15 protein-coding genes are annotated in these 13,420 nt (G+C 60.0%); 12 read left to right on the top strand and 3 right to left on the bottom strand.

Annotated elements, in window-relative coordinates; translation table 11 throughout:
* Window positions 1–14 precede the first annotated feature (14 nt).
* The 11 genes from ASG19_RS04895 to ASG19_RS04845 all read left to right on the top strand — a co-directional run bounded on the left by ASG19_RS04895 (window position 15) and on the right by ASG19_RS04845 (window position 10,566).
* Window positions 15–509, top strand: a complete 495-nt coding sequence (locus ASG19_RS04895; protein ID WP_062454002.1) for an N-acetyltransferase — start codon at window positions 15–17, stop codon at window positions 507–509.
* A 38-nt stretch (window positions 510–547) separates the two neighbouring features.
* Window positions 548–973, top strand: a complete 426-nt coding sequence (locus tag ASG19_RS04890; protein WP_062454001.1) for a Fur family transcriptional regulator — start codon at window positions 548–550, stop codon at window positions 971–973.
* A 42-nt stretch (window positions 974–1,015) separates the two neighbouring features.
* Entirely contained in the window at window positions 1,016–1,816 is an 801-nt protein-coding gene (locus ASG19_RS04885) for a lysophospholipid acyltransferase family protein (protein WP_162237981.1), read from the top strand.
* Between the two features lie 42 nt (window positions 1,817–1,858).
* A complete protein-coding gene (miaB, locus tag ASG19_RS04880; protein ID WP_062453999.1) occupies window positions 1,859–3,268 on the top strand; it encodes a tRNA (N6-isopentenyl adenosine(37)-C2)-methylthiotransferase MiaB in 1,410 nt (469 codons plus the stop codon).
* A 24-nt stretch (window positions 3,269–3,292) separates the two neighbouring features.
* Window positions 3,293–4,348, top strand: coding sequence for a PhoH family protein (locus tag ASG19_RS04875; RefSeq protein ID WP_062453998.1), 1,056 nt, complete (start codon window positions 3,293–3,295; stop codon window positions 4,346–4,348).
* 17 nt (window positions 4,349–4,365) lie between these two features.
* Window positions 4,366–4,875: an rRNA maturation RNase YbeY gene (gene ybeY / locus ASG19_RS04870; RefSeq protein WP_062453997.1), complete on the top strand. Its 510-nt coding sequence runs from the start codon at window positions 4,366–4,368 to the stop codon at window positions 4,873–4,875.
* 9 nt (window positions 4,876–4,884) lie between these two features.
* Entirely contained in the window at window positions 4,885–6,081 is a 1,197-nt protein-coding gene (locus tag ASG19_RS04865; protein ID WP_062453996.1) for a hemolysin family protein, read from the top strand.
* 90 nt (window positions 6,082–6,171) lie between these two features.
* Window positions 6,172–7,773, top strand: a complete 1,602-nt coding sequence (gene lnt / locus ASG19_RS04860; protein ID WP_062453995.1) for an apolipoprotein N-acyltransferase — start codon at window positions 6,172–6,174, stop codon at window positions 7,771–7,773.
* Between the two features lie 149 nt (window positions 7,774–7,922).
* Window positions 7,923–8,342, top strand: a complete 420-nt coding sequence (locus ASG19_RS04855) for a helix-turn-helix domain-containing protein (RefSeq protein WP_062453994.1) — start codon at window positions 7,923–7,925, stop codon at window positions 8,340–8,342.
* A gap of 176 nt (window positions 8,343–8,518) precedes the next feature.
* Window positions 8,519–9,778 (top strand): methionine adenosyltransferase, encoded by a 1,260-nt coding sequence (gene metK, locus ASG19_RS04850; protein ID WP_062453993.1) that lies wholly within the window; start codon window positions 8,519–8,521, stop codon window positions 9,776–9,778.
* An 86-nt stretch (window positions 9,779–9,864) separates the two neighbouring features.
* Window positions 9,865–10,566 (top strand): tRNA (guanosine(46)-N(7))-methyltransferase TrmB, encoded by a 702-nt coding sequence (locus ASG19_RS04845; protein WP_062453992.1) that lies wholly within the window; start codon window positions 9,865–9,867, stop codon window positions 10,564–10,566.
* 12 nt (window positions 10,567–10,578) lie between these two features.
* On the opposite strand, the gene ASG19_RS04840 is transcribed toward ASG19_RS04845, so the two are convergent.
* Together ASG19_RS04840 and ASG19_RS04835 are read right to left on the bottom strand one after the other, a co-directional pair.
* Window positions 10,579–10,836 (bottom strand): DUF1150 family protein, encoded by a 258-nt coding sequence (locus ASG19_RS04840; protein WP_062453991.1) that lies wholly within the window; start codon window positions 10,834–10,836, stop codon window positions 10,579–10,581.
* Window positions 10,837–10,879: 43 nt separating this feature from the next.
* Complete coding sequence (locus tag ASG19_RS04835; protein ID WP_062453990.1) at window positions 10,880–11,323, bottom strand: Hsp20 family protein; 444 nt, start codon at window positions 11,321–11,323, stop codon at window positions 10,880–10,882.
* 160 nt (window positions 11,324–11,483) lie between these two features.
* On the opposite strand from ASG19_RS04835, the gene ASG19_RS04830 reads away from it, so the two are divergent.
* On the top strand, window positions 11,484–12,425 hold the full coding sequence (locus tag ASG19_RS04830) for a nucleoside hydrolase (RefSeq protein WP_062453989.1): 942 nt from the start codon (window positions 11,484–11,486) through the stop codon (window positions 12,423–12,425).
* 102 nt (window positions 12,426–12,527) lie between these two features.
* Here ASG19_RS04830 and ASG19_RS04825 read toward each other — a convergent pair whose 3' ends face one another.
* The gene (locus ASG19_RS04825) at window positions 12,528–13,388 is read right to left on the bottom strand and encodes an LOG family protein (RefSeq protein ID WP_062453988.1); all 861 of its coding nucleotides are present in this window, start codon (window positions 13,386–13,388) and stop codon (window positions 12,528–12,530) included.
* Window positions 13,389–13,420 lie beyond the last annotated feature (32 nt).

The following is a 13,420-nucleotide window of genomic DNA, read 5'->3' as shown; positions in this document are numbered from 1 at the left end:
CGACCGAATGCCCGATGTTTGACGATTATCTCAGCTGGAAACCATTTTTCGAAGTCGTCCCGATGGAGAGTTCCGACTGCGTGGAAGTCTCCGAGCTTCATGGTGCGCGCTTTCCGCGCCGCTGGAACGATGGCGAATTCCAGAATCTTCTTCTTCAGAAAGGCGTGTTCGGCTTCGTCGCACGCCAGACCAACGCGTTCTTTTCAAAACCCTTCGGGGGCTTCGTGCTGGTGCGCGAAGCAGCCGGTGAGGCGGAAATTCTCACGATCGCCGTCCCCGAAAAGTTTGGCCGTCTTGGGCTCGGATGGAGGCTGATGCAGGCCGGCTTGCGCGAAGCGACATCGCGCGGCGCCGAAACAATGTTCCTCGAGGTCGAGGCCGAAAACAAGGCCGCTGTGACGCTCTATGGCAGGCTGGGTTTCAAAAAGGTCGGCGAACGCCCGGCCTACTATACCGGTGCCGATGGACGACGGTCCTCGGCGCTTGTCATGAGCCGCGTTCTTCGTTAGTTCGTGATGAAACGAGAGCATTTGAAGGCCAAAACGTCATGACGGATCTTTCCAAAAATCTGGAGGAACTGTGTGCCGAGAAGGGCATGCGCATGACGGATCAGCGCCGGGTGATCGCGCGTATCCTGCAGGACTCCGACGACCATCCGGATGTCGAGGAACTGTATCGTCGCTCCTCCAAGGTCGATCCACGGATCTCGATCTCGACCGTCTATCGCACCGTGAAACTGTTCGAGGACGAGGGCATTATCGAGCGCCACGATTTCCGTGACGGTCGCTCTCGCTACGAGACGGTGCCGGAAGAACATCACGATCACATGATCGATCTCAATGCCGGCACGGTGATCGAATTCCAATCTGCGGAGATCGAAGCGCTGCAGGAGCGCATTGCCCGCGAACTCGGCTTCCGGCTGGTCGGACACAGGCTGGAACTCTACGGCATCCCGCTCGACAAAGACGAATAGCCTGAACACGAACGGCGTGACGACAGCCAAGGATCGACAGTGATCACCTCAATCCGCATCGGGTTCATCGTCGTCTGTCTGCTGGTGGTCACGGCTGTGCTGTTGCCGTTTCAGCTGATCGGCCTCGCCTTCGATCTGAAGATGCGCCGTTATATTCCGCGCCTCTGGCACCGCACCGCCTGCTTCCTGCTCGGCATCCGCATCCACGTCCACGGTCACCTGCAGCATCGGCGCCCCCTGATGCTCGCCTCCAACCACGTCTCGTGGAAGGATATCCTCGTGCTTGGTGCTATCGCGGATGTCGTCTTCATCGCCAAGTCGGAAGTCGCCAAATGGCCGATCTTCGGCACGCTCGCGAAATTGCAGAAGACGATTTTCGTCGTCCGCGAGGAAAAACGCCGAACCGGCGACCAGATCAACGAGATTGCCGCACGCATGACGGCGGGCGAGATCGTCGTGCTCTTCCCGGAAGGCACGACATCGGACGGCAACCGTCTGCTCGAGGTAAAGTCATCGCTGTTCGGGGCAGCCGCTGCCGCCGTGCCGCACACGCCCCATGGCGTCGTGTATGTCCAGCCTGTATCGATCGCCTATACGCGGGTGCACGGCATGGCGATGGGTCGTTTCCACCGCCCGCTTGCGGCCTGGCCGGGGGATATCGAGCTCATGCCGCACCTGATGGGTGTGCTGAAGGAAGGCGCGATCGACGTGGATGTGGCATTCGGCGAGACGGTCGATTTCCGCACGGGCGACAACCGCAAGCATCTCAGCCAGACCATTACCGCCCGGCTTCGCCGCATGCTGATCAGGCATCTTCGCCAAAGAGAGTACGACGCCGATTAGAACCGCTTCAAATCCGGTCCTTCTTGGAGTAAGGAGACGGCCATGAACGAACACGTCACCCTTTCGCCGGCAGAAGAGCCCGTCACCATCCCCAACACCCGCAAGGTCTTCATCAAGACCTACGGCTGTCAGATGAACGTCTACGATTCGACCCGCATGGGCGACGCGTTGGCGAGCGAAGGCTATGTCGCGACCGAGGAGATGGGCGAGGCGGATCTGATCCTCCTCAACACCTGTCATATCCGCGAGAAGGCCGCCGAGAAGGTCTACTCGGCGCTGGGGCGTCTGCGCGACATGAAGAAGGCGCGTGCTGCCGAAGGCCGCGAACTGATGATCGGCGTTGCCGGCTGTGTCGCCCAGGCGGAAGGCGAGGAAATCATCCGCCGCGCGCCATCGGTCGACGTGGTGATCGGCCCGCAGACCTATCACCGACTGCCGGATGCACTGCGCAAGGCCCGCGGCGGCAAGCCTGTGGTCGATACGGAATATGCGGTCGAGGACAAGTTCGACCATCTGCCGGCCACCGACCGCAAGCTTATCCGCGCCCGCGGCGTCACGGCTTTCCTTACCGTGCAGGAAGGCTGCGACAAATTCTGCACCTTCTGCGTTGTCCCCTATACCCGCGGTTCGGAAGTGTCGCGCCCCATCAGCCAGATTGTCGACGAAGCCATCCGGCTGGTCGAAAGCGGCGTGCGCGAAATCACCCTGCTTGGCCAGAACGTCAATGCCTGGAGCGCTGAAGGCCCAACCGGTAACGACTGGGGTCTCGCCGACCTTCTCTATCGTCTTGCTGAAATCCCGGGCCTTGCCCGCCTGCGCTATACGACAAGCCATCCGCGCGACATGGATGACCGACTGATCGAGGCGCATCGCGACCTGCGCATCCTGATGCCTTATCTGCATCTGCCTGTTCAGTCGGGATCCGACCGCATCCTGAAGGCCATGAACCGTCGCCATACGGGCGCCGAATATCTGGCGCTGATCGACCGCATCCGCAATGCCCGTCCCGATATCGCCCTGTCGGGAGATTTCATCGTCGGTTTCCCGGGCGAAACCGATCAGGATTTCGAAGACACGTTGAAGATCGTCGAGGACGTCAACTACGCCTCCGCCTTCTCGTTCAAATATTCGACCCGGCCGGGAACACCCGGCGCGGATCTCACCGATCAGGTCGTTGAAGAGGTAAAAGCCGAGCGTCTCGAACGATTGCAGGCTTTGCTCTTGAAACAGCAGGCCGATTTCGCCACATCCTGTGTTGGAAAGACGATCGATCTGCTTCTGGAAAAGCCGGGACGTATGCCCGGGCAGGTGATCGGCCGTTCGCCCTGGCTCCAGTCTGTGAATGTTGATGCAAAAACATCGCAAATCGGTGAGATTATCCGTGTACGAATCATTGGTACCGGCCCGAACAGCTTGTTTGCCGAGCCGGCAGAGAGTTTAATGGGTGCCTGACCAGCAAGTGAGGAGCTTGTTTACTTGAGCGGACGAGAATCGGTTTCTTCGACAGCGCGCCACCCCAAATCAGCAGCGACCGACGCCAACCACTTTGTCCTGACGTTCGAGAACAATCGCTTCGCGAGCGAGCTGTTCGGTCAATTCGACCAGAATCTGAAACTTCTCGAACAGCGCCTCAATATTGATGCGCGGCCCCGCGGTAATTCCGTGGCCATTTCAGGCGATGTCCCAGCCACCAATCAGGCCCGTCGGGCTCTCGATACCCTCTATGAGCGAATCCAGAAGGGCGGCACCATCGAAACATCCGATGTCGAAGGAGCTATCCGCATGGCACAGGCTGCGGACGACCAGCTGCAACTGCCGACGCTCGAGAAAAAGGCCAGGCTTTCGATGAGCCAGATCTCCACCAAGAAAAAGACGATTGTCGCGCGTACCCCGACGCAGGACGCCTATATGCGGGCGCTCGATCGGGCAGAGATGGTGTTCGGCGTCGGTCCGGCCGGTACCGGCAAGACCTATCTGGCCGTGGCGCATGCCGCGCAGCTGCTGGAACGCGGTGCCGTCGACAAGATCATTCTTTCGCGTCCGGCCGTCGAGGCGGGCGAACGTCTGGGCTTCCTTCCTGGCGACATGAAGGAAAAGGTCGATCCCTATCTGCGGCCGCTCTATGACGCGCTCTACGACATGATCCCAGCCGACAAGGTCGAACGGGCAATCACGGCCGGGGTCATCGAAATCGCGCCGCTCGCCTTCATGCGCGGCCGCACGCTTGCCAATGCCGCGATCATCCTCGACGAGGCGCAGAACACGACATCGATGCAGATGAAGATGTTTCTCACCCGTCTTGGTGAAAACGCACGCATGATCATCACCGGCGACCCGAGCCAGGTGGATTTGCCGCGCGGCGTGAAATCCGGTTTGGTCGAGGCGCTGCAGATCCTCAACGGGGTCGAAGGCATCTCGGTCATCCGCTTCAAGGATACCGACGTCGTGCGCCACCCGCTGGTTGGCCGCATCGTCAGGGCCTATGACGCGCAATATGCCGTCCACGAGGAAAGCGAGGAGGCCGGACGCTAGTCCGGTTTCCAGTCCCTATGCCCGAACTCGACATACAGATCAGCATCGACGACGAAGGCTGGCCGGAAGAGCCGTCGCTTTTGGCGTTGACGCAAAAGGTTTTCGCCGCGGCCGCCGATTATCTCGTCCGCGAAGAAGATCAACCGTTTCCGAAAATACCGCCCGAAGTCTCTCTCGTCTTTACCGACGATGATTCCATCCGGGCAATCAACGCCGAATGGCGCGGCATGGACAAGCCGACCAACGTCTTGTCTTTCCCCGCTTTTCCGCTCGAACCCGGCGGTATGCCGGGCCCGATGCTGGGCGATATCGTCATCGCAAGGCAGACTGTCGAACGCGAGGCAGTTGATCTCGACAAGAGTTTCGACGATCATCTGACCCATCTTCTGGTCCACGGCTTTCTCCATCTGTTCGGTTACGACCACATGGAAAAGGACGAGGCGGAGGAAATGGAGACACTCGAGACTCGCATTTTAGCCGGTCTCGGCCTATCTGACCCCTATGCGGGGCAGGACCCGATAGTGTAGTTTGGAACAATGAACGATTATTCGAGCAATGTCGCCCGCGAGGGCAAGGACAGTTCGGACTCACCCTCGTCGGACGAGGGAAGTAGTTCGGGACGATCCGAGCACCACCCCAAATCCCATAATACATTCTGGTCTCGGGCGGTCCGCCTGCTGCGGCCGTCGCAGGGCGAACAGCTCCGCGAGGATCTCGCCGACGCGCTGATGACCGACACCAATGTCAGCAACGCCTTTTCTCCGGAAGAGCGCGCCATGCTGCACAACATCCTCCGCTTCCGCGAGGTTCGCGTCGAGGACATCATGGTGCCGCGCGCCGATATCGAAGCCGTCGACATGAGCATGACGATCGGCGAACTGATGATCCATTTCGAGGAGACCGGCCGCTCGCGCATGCCGGTTTACAGCGACAATCTCGACGATGCCCGCGGCTTCGTGCATATCCGCGACCTTCTGTCCTATCTGGCAAAACAGGCCCGCAACAAGCGCCGGACCGGTACCCGTGCAACGGCAGCAGCAGCCGTCGTTGCCGGTGGAGCGGTCGAGAAGCCGGCCCGTACCGCCAAGGCGGCCTTCGATCTCAGCCGCGTCAATCTCGATCAGACCGTTGCCGAGGCAGGCCTGGTTCGCAAACTGCTGTTCGTACCGCCATCGATGCTGGCATCCGAGCTGATGAGCACGATGCAGGCCGCACGTACGCAGATGGCGCTGGTCATCGACGAATACGGCGGCACCGATGGTCTCGTGTCGCATGAGGATATCGTCGAGATGGTGATCGGCGATGTCGAGGACGAGCATGACGACGAGGAAGTGATGTTCTCGCGTGCCGGCGACGATATCTTCATTGCCGATGCCCGTATCGAGCTGATGGAAATCTCCAAGGCGATCGGCTCCGATTTCGACGTGCGGGACCGGCTGGACGACGTCGATACGCTGGGTGGATTGATCTTCTCAGCGCTCGGTCGCATTCCGGTGCGCGGTGAAGTCGTGCAGGCTGTGCCAGGGTTCGAATTCCAGATCCTCGACGCCGATCCGCGCCGCATCAAGCGGGTCCGGATCATGCGCAAGCGCGCGCTCGTTCGCCGCAGGCAGCTCAAGGGCGAGGGCGAGCCCGTGGCCGAGACGCAGCAGAAGGCTATTACTGACAAGACGCCGACCGTGCTTCTGCCGGCACCCTCGTCCGATCGTGGCAATGATCATCCATCGGCCTGAGTTTCCAGGTGTTTTGAACAGCCGATAACAGGACAAGCCGCAGTTTTTCATGAAAGACTGCGGCTTCTGATTCGGGCGAAGGGGACATCGATGGAGCGACTGGCTGGCAGGGTCATGCTTCTATGGGGCTGGCCGCGTATCCTCCTTGCGTTTTTTGCCGGCGCTGTCGGCGCACTCGCCCTTCCCCCCTTCGGCTTCTTTGCTGCCCTGTTCGTGTCTTTCACGCTGTTCATCTGGCTGATGGACGGCACGACCGGCAATCCGGATGGTGGGCGCCTCAGCCGTCTGCGCTCTGCCTTCTTCCTGGGGTGGGTCTTCGGCTTCGGATACTTCGTCGCTAGCCTCTGGTGGCTCGGCAATGCGCTTCTCGTCGAGGCGGACGAGTTTGCCTGGGCAATACCGCTTGCAGTTCTGGGTCTGCCGGCTTTTCTGGCGCTGTTCTGGGGCTTTGCGGCGCTGGCGGCACGCATTCTCTGGTCCGATGGCTTGGGCCGGATTGCGGCTGCTGCGTTTGGCTTTGGCCTTGCGGAATGGCTGCGGGGCTTCATGCTGACGGGCTTTCCCTGGAACTCGATCGGCTACGGCGCCATGCCGATGCCGCTGATGATGCAGTCGGCCGCTCCGCTCGGCGTGACGGGTGTGACGGTGCTGGCTGTTTTCGTGTTCTCCGCACCGGCACTGATCGGGACCCGACGCGGCATGGGGCTTGGCCTCGCGCTCGCAGGTCTTCTCCTCTGCGCCCATCTAGGCTTCGGCGCTTGGCGGCTTGCGGGTGCCGACGCGGTGCTTTCAGCCACTGCCAAGGATCCGGTCGAGGTGCGCCTCGTCCAGCCGATGATCGACCAGTCCCGCAAACTCGACGATTCCGAGCGCGGTGCGATTTTTGAAGAACATCTGGCGATGACGGCGCTGCCCGCAAAGGATGGTGCAAAGCGTGCGGATATCATCGTCTGGCCGGAAACCTCGGTTCCGTTCATCTTGACCGATAATCCCGATGCCCTGTCGCGCATTGCTGACGTGCTGGAAGATGGTCAGGTTCTGGTGACCGGCGCCGTCCGCGCTGAAAATGCCGGGCCGGGCTTTGCGACCCGCTATTACAACTCGATCTACGTCATCGACAGCAACGGCCAGATCGTGTCGGCGTCGGACAAGGTGCATCTGGTCCCCTACGGCGAGTATGTGCCTTACGAGGACATGCTGCGGTCGCTCGGCATCCCCGATGCGATTGCCATGCCGGGCGGCTTTACCGCAGCACCGGGCCGCACCATGCTGACGCTCCCGGGCGGGCAAACCTTCTATCCGCTGATCTGCTACGAAGCGATCTTCCCGGATGAAATCGGTGCCGGCATTGAACGCTCGAGCGCGCTCTTGAACGTCACCAACGATGGATGGTTCGGTGAAACTCCCGGACCCTTCCAGCATTTCCAGCAGGCGCGTGTCCGGGCTGTCGAAAACGGCATGCCGTTGATTCGCGGTGCCAATACCGGTATTTCGGCTTTCGTCGATCCTTTTGGCAGGGTCGTACGTGGCCTGGGTTACAATCAAAAGGGTGTGATTGACTCAACCATGTCGAGTGTCGAAGTCCCATTTTGGAACGCTTCCGAACGGCGTTTTTACTTCTGGTTGCTGATATGTCTCATGTTTGTGATTGCACTTATTTCCCGTACAAGTTTTAAATTCTGGAAGAATTGACCCAAAACCCCTAAAATTGCATAGTGGTTTGGCCTATCGTCTCGCCATACACCTTGCTTGCCGGATTTGTTGTGACCGGCGCCACCAAAGTGTATCTCCCACACGCGGACCGGGTTGAAGATTGACAGCAACTTCGTCAGGACGTCGTTATGATTGAAAACAAGAAGAAGCCGAACCCGATTGATATTCACGTCGGGAGCCGGATTCGTCTGCGCCGCACAATGCTGGGCATGAGCCAGGAAAAGCTGGGGGAGAGCCTTGGTATCACATTCCAGCAGATTCAGAAATACGAGAAGGGAACGAACCGCGTTGGCGCCAGCCGTCTGCAGAACATTTCGTCCATCTTGAACGTCCCGGTCTCCTTCTTCTTCGAAGATGCGCCAGGCGATCAGGCGGGTGGAGCGTCCGGTATGGCGGAAGCATCCAGCTCGAACTACGTGGTTGATTTCCTGTCGTCCTCTGAGGGGCTGCAGTTGAACCGCGCATTTGTGAAGATCGCCGATCCCAAGGTTCGCCGCCGTTTGGTGGATCTTGTCAAGGCGCTTGCCGCCGATGCCGAGACGGAATGACCGGTCGACCGGTCATTATTTGAAAGGCGGCCTCCGGGCCGCTTTTTTTATGCCGTGACCTCAAGGAATTGGTAATCGCTTGGACGCATAAAGATATATTTATGTCGTTGTACGCTTGTTTTCGGCAGGCGAACTTACTAAACATTCGATGTCTGTTCTTTGAGGGGAATCCCGTTATGCGCGCCAGTTATCTGTTCACGAGTGAGTCCGTTGCAGAAGGTCATCCGGACAAGGTCTGCGATCGTATTTCCGATGAGATCGTCGATCTCGTCTACCGCGAAGCCGCAAAGACAGGGATTGATCCTTGGGGCGTCCGCATCGCTTGTGAAACGCTGGCGACGACAAACCGGGTGGTGATTGCGGGCGAAGTCCGCCTGCCGCCGAGCCTGATGAAGAAGGACAAGAACGGCAACGACGTGATCAACCCGTCGAAGTTCAAGTCGGCCGCGCGCCGGGCAATCCGCGACATCGGCTACGAACAGGATGGCTTCAATTGGAAGACGGTCAAGATCGACGTCCTCCTCCATTCGCAGTCCGCCGATATCGCGCAGGGCGTCGATAACGCAAGCGACCGTCAGGGCGACGAAGGTGCCGGCGACCAGGGCATCATGTTCGGTTACGCCTGCAAGGAAACGCCGGACCTGATGCCGGCGCCGATCTATTATTCGCACAAGATCCTTCAGCTGCTTGCCACGGCCCGCAAGAAGGGCGAGGGCGAAGCCGCCAAGCTCGGCCCCGATGCCAAGAGCCAGGTGACCGTCCGTTACGAAAACGGCAAGCCGGCCGCCGTCGACTCGATCGTCCTCTCGACACAGCATATCGATCCCAGCTGGGACTCGAAGAAGGTTCGCTCCGTCGTCGAACCCTATATCCGCGAAGCGCTCGGCGAACTTCCGATCGCAGCCGACTGCAAGTGGTACATCAACCCCACCGGTAAGTTCGTGATCGGCGGTCCCGATGGCGATGCAGGCCTCACCGGCCGCAAGATCATCGTCGACACCTATGGCGGCGCAGCGCCCCATGGCGGCGGCGCTTTCTCCGGCAAGGACACGACCAAGGTCGACCGTTCCGCAGCCTATGCTGCCCGCTATCTTGCCAAGAATGTCGTGGCCGCCGGCTTTGCCGAACGCTGCACATTGCAGATTTCCTACGCGATCGGCATTTCCCAGCCGCTGTCGATCTATGTCGACCTGCATGGAACCGGCAAGAACGTGACGGAAGACCAGATCGAAGCGGCAATCCGCAAGACGATGGACCTCTCGCCGTCCGGCATTCGCCGCCACCTCGATCTCAACAAGCCGATCTATGCAAAGACGTCTGCCTACGGCCACTTCGGTCGCAAGGCCGGTCGCGACGGTTCCTTCTCCTGGGAAAAGACCGATCTCGTGAAGCCTTTGAAGGACGCCCTCAAGGGTGATCAGCTCGAAGCGGCCTGATCGCCCTTTACGAGCACGCCTGTAAGACAGTAAAGCGGGTGCCTTCTGCCGAAGGCGCCCGCTTTTACCGTGAGAGAATACGATCCATGACCGACAAGCCGCATCCCAGCCGTTCCACGGAAGCCTTTTTCGGCCGCCGCAAGGGAAAGCCGTTGCGCGAGAAGCAGGCGGAAGGTCTGGCAACGCTTTTGCCGCAACTGAAGCTCGATCTCGCCAACCCTGCACCGGATAGGATCGAGAGCCTCTACGACTTCTCCGTCGAGCGGATGCGGCTGGAGATCGGTTTCGGTGGCGGCGAGCATCTGATCCACCGCGCCGCCGAAAATCCGTCGACCGGCTTTATCGGCGTCGAGCCCTTCGTCAATTCCATGGCGAAGCTTCTGGCCAGCGTGGAAGAGCAGGGTCTGCGCAATATCCGCCTTTACGATGACGATGCGACCCAGGTTCTGGACTGGCTGCCGGATGCGTCGATCGATCAGATCGACCTTCTCTACGCCGATCCGTGGCCAAAGCGGAAGCACTGGAAGCGCCGCTTCGTGTCGCAGGTCAACCTGGAGCGGTTCCACCGCGTGCTGAAGCCGGGCGCAACATTCTGCTTCGCCTCCGACATCGATACCTATGTGAACTGGACGCTGATCCATTGCCGCGATCATGGCGGCTTTGCCTGGCAGGCAGAACAGGCTTCGGACTGGCTCACGCCCTATGCCGGCTGGCCGGGTACGCGATACGAGAACAAGGCTCGCCGGGAAGGACGGTCATCCGCCTACCTGACATTCATCAAGGTCTGACGCTCATTCCGATCAGTGCAGGGTGACGGTCTTCAGCTCGTCTTCGGCAGCCTTGAAAAAGGTGCTGGAGCGGTTGTCGGTGAGCAGGATCGGCGTACCGTCCGCACCGAACAGGGCCCAAAGGTCAAGGCTGGGATCGATGTCCGGAGCCTCGGGAAAACAGCGGGACACATCGTCCGACTTCATCTTGCGAATGTAACCGACTTCGCCGTTTCCGAGATGCGCGAGTTCGGACTCCGTCAAGCTCGGATTCGCTTCTTTCATAAGCATTTCTGCCTCCACAGTGGGGACGCATCAGCGATTGCTGATTGATCTACTGTGAGACGGAAATGTTAATTTTTCGCACTACACGCTCCGGCTCGGGGCGGATCAGATCGATCGAAAGAAGACCATTTTTCAACGATGCGCCGGACACCTGCATCCCGTCCGCCAGCACGAAGATCCGCTGGAATTGGCGGGCCGCAATACCGCGGTAGAGGTAGTCGCGCTCGTTCTGCTCGGCCTGCCGGCCGCGAATGATAAGCTGGTTTTCTTCGGTCATGACCTCGAGCTCGGCCTCCGAAAAACCGGCCACCGCAAGCGTGATGCGCAGCAGGTCGCATTCGTCCTCGCGTGGTTCGTCACCCGCTGTCTTCTTGATGCGCTCGATATTGTAGGGCGGGTAGCCGTCGCTTCCCTTGCCCAATCGCTCGAGTGTCTTTTCCATCGCGTCGAAGCCCAGGAGGAGAGGGCTTGCGAAAGGTGTCATACGGCTCATCGGTCGTCCCAGCTTTTATCCAGCGACTGTGCCGGCGTCCATAAGGCCCGCCGACGGGTCAATATATGGGAATTTGCGGCAGTCAGCGCAAGACGCCGGCGAGCGCTTGACACGATCCGCAACCCGGCTCAAAAACCCGTAAAGTTCAAGGGGAAGAGACATGCAACGCAGAAAGATCATCATCGACACCGATCCCGGTCAGGACGACGCAGCGGCCATCATGCTGGCCCTTGCGAGCCCCGACGAGCTGGATGTGCTGGGTTTGACTGCCGTTGCCGGCAACGTGCCGCTGTCGTTTACCAGCCGCAACCTGAGGATCGTCTGCGAGCTCTGCGGCAGGCCCGATGCCAAGGTCTATGAAGGTGCATTGAAGCCATTGAACCGGCCGCAGGTGACCGCCGAACACGTCCACGGCAAGACTGGTCTCGACGGAGCGGAACTGCCTGAGCCGACCATGGTCGCGCAGGAACAGAACGCCATCGACTTCATCATCGAGACGCTGCGCCGCGAGCCGGAAGGCACCGTGACGCTTTGCACGCTCGGTCCGCTCACCAACATCGCCATGGCGCTCACCAAGGCGCCGGACATTGCTTCGCGCGTCCAGGAACTGGTGATGATGGGTGGCGGCCTGTTCGAAGGCGGCAACATCACGCCAGCAGCCGAATTCAACATCTATGTGGATCCGGAGGCGGCCAAGATCGTGTTCGGCGCCGGTATCCCTGTGGTCATGATGCCGCTCGATGTCACGCATCAGCTGCTGACCACCAAGGCACGGGTCGAAAAGATCGCCGCACTCGGCAACCGCCCGTCGCAGGTTCTCGTCGAATGGCTTGCCTTCTTCGAGCGCTTCGATATCGAGAAATACGGCTCCGACGGCGGCCCGCTGCATGACCCGTCGGTCATCGCCTATCTCTTGAAGCCGGACCTCTTTACCGGCCGCCATTGCAATGTCGAGATCGAGACCGAATCGGAACTCACCGTCGGCATGACGGTCGCCGACTGGTGGGGCGTTACCGGCCGCACGGCCAATGCGACCTTCATGCGCCATGTCGACGCGGATGGTTTCTTCGAGCTGCTGACCGAGCGCGTCGGCCGTCTCTAGGGCTCAAGCTCAACCGGCAAGCTGAATGGTCATTGCCCGATCAGGGCCTGTTTCCTCTCCCCGCGCACGGGGAGAGGGTAAGGAACCTGCACCGTCCCACCATCAAAGCCCGTAGAAATCCGCGATGATCTTCCACGCCTGATCTGCGGTTTCCACAAAGCTGATCAGCTCAAGATCCTTCGGCGAGATCGTGCCGAAATCGGCAAGCGCTTCGAAGTTGACGATGCCGCGCCAGAACTTTTCTGAAAACAGGATGAGCGGGATTCGCTCCATGCGCTTGGTCTGGATCAGCGTCAGCGCCTCGAACATCTCATCGAGCGTGCCGAAGCCGCCCGGGAAGACGGCAACGGCCTTGGCGCGCATCAGGAAGTGCATCTTGCGAATCGCGAAATAGTGGAAGTTGAATGAGAGCTCCGGCGTCACGTAAGGATTGGGCGCCTGTTCGTGCGGCAGCATGATGTTGAGCCCGATGCTCGGTGCGCCAACCTCCGACGCGCCAAGGTTGCCGGCCTCCATCACGCCCGGTCCGCCACCGGTCACGACCACATATTCCTGATGGTCGTAGGCTGCCGAATGCACACCACAAAGCGTCGCGAACTTGCGGGCCTCTTCGTAGAAAACCGAGGCTGCGATCAGGTTATTGCGCTGGGTCTCGTTGTGAGCCGCCCAAGGCGCCTGGCCCGGTGCCGGAATGCGGGCGCCGCCGAACAGCACGACCGTGGATTTGATCCCGGCCTCGGCGAGCATCATCTCGGCCTTCATGAGTTCCAGCTGCAGCCGCACCGGCCGCAATTCTTCGCGGCTCAGGAAATCCTCATCGGCAAAGGCAAGGCGATAGGTCGGCGACAGCGTCTGCGGTGTTTTCGGCTGAACTGCGGCGGCACTTTTGTCGGCCTTGTTGTCCTTCAGCGGATCCCAGACCCCGTCCTTCCGCCGTGGTCCGTCATTCTTCACCCGTGCCATCGCAATAACCCTTCCGGAGCCGTTCGCTTATA

This window comes from Rhizobium sp. Leaf306, from assembly GCF_001423425.1.
Lineage (GTDB): Bacteria > Pseudomonadota > Alphaproteobacteria > Rhizobiales > Rhizobiaceae > Neorhizobium > Neorhizobium soli.
The sequence above is the reverse complement of the archived record's forward strand: the minus strand, read 5'-3'. Positions and strand labels throughout refer to the sequence as shown.

Coding starts and splice junctions, on each gene's coding strand:
- ASG19_RS04895 (WP_062454002.1), top strand. CDS start 15: ATGTTTGACGATTATCTCAGCTGGAAACCATTTTTCGAAGTCGTCCCG.
- ASG19_RS04890 (WP_062454001.1), top strand. CDS start 548: ATGACGGATCTTTCCAAAAATCTGGAGGAACTGTGTGCCGAGAAGGGC.
- miaB (WP_062453999.1), top strand. CDS start 1,859: ATGAACGAACACGTCACCCTTTCGCCGGCAGAAGAGCCCGTCACCATC.
- ybeY (WP_062453997.1), top strand. CDS start 4,366: ATGCCCGAACTCGACATACAGATCAGCATCGACGACGAAGGCTGGCCG.
- ASG19_RS04865 (WP_062453996.1), top strand. CDS start 4,885: ATGAACGATTATTCGAGCAATGTCGCCCGCGAGGGCAAGGACAGTTCG.
- lnt (WP_062453995.1), top strand. CDS start 6,172: ATGGAGCGACTGGCTGGCAGGGTCATGCTTCTATGGGGCTGGCCGCGT.
- ASG19_RS04855 (WP_062453994.1), top strand. CDS start 7,923: ATGATTGAAAACAAGAAGAAGCCGAACCCGATTGATATTCACGTCGGG.
- metK (WP_062453993.1), top strand. CDS start 8,519: ATGCGCGCCAGTTATCTGTTCACGAGTGAGTCCGTTGCAGAAGGTCAT.
- ASG19_RS04845 (WP_062453992.1), top strand. CDS start 9,865: ATGACCGACAAGCCGCATCCCAGCCGTTCCACGGAAGCCTTTTTCGGC.
- ASG19_RS04840 (WP_062453991.1), bottom strand. CDS start 10,836: ATGCTTATGAAAGAAGCGAATCCGAGCTTGACGGAGTCCGAACTCGCG.
- ASG19_RS04835 (WP_062453990.1), bottom strand. CDS start 11,323: ATGAGCCGTATGACACCTTTCGCAAGCCCTCTCCTCCTGGGCTTCGAC.
- ASG19_RS04830 (WP_062453989.1), top strand. CDS start 11,484: ATGCAACGCAGAAAGATCATCATCGACACCGATCCCGGTCAGGACGAC.
- ASG19_RS04825 (WP_062453988.1), bottom strand. CDS start 13,388: ATGGCACGGGTGAAGAATGACGGACCACGGCGGAAGGACGGGGTCTGG.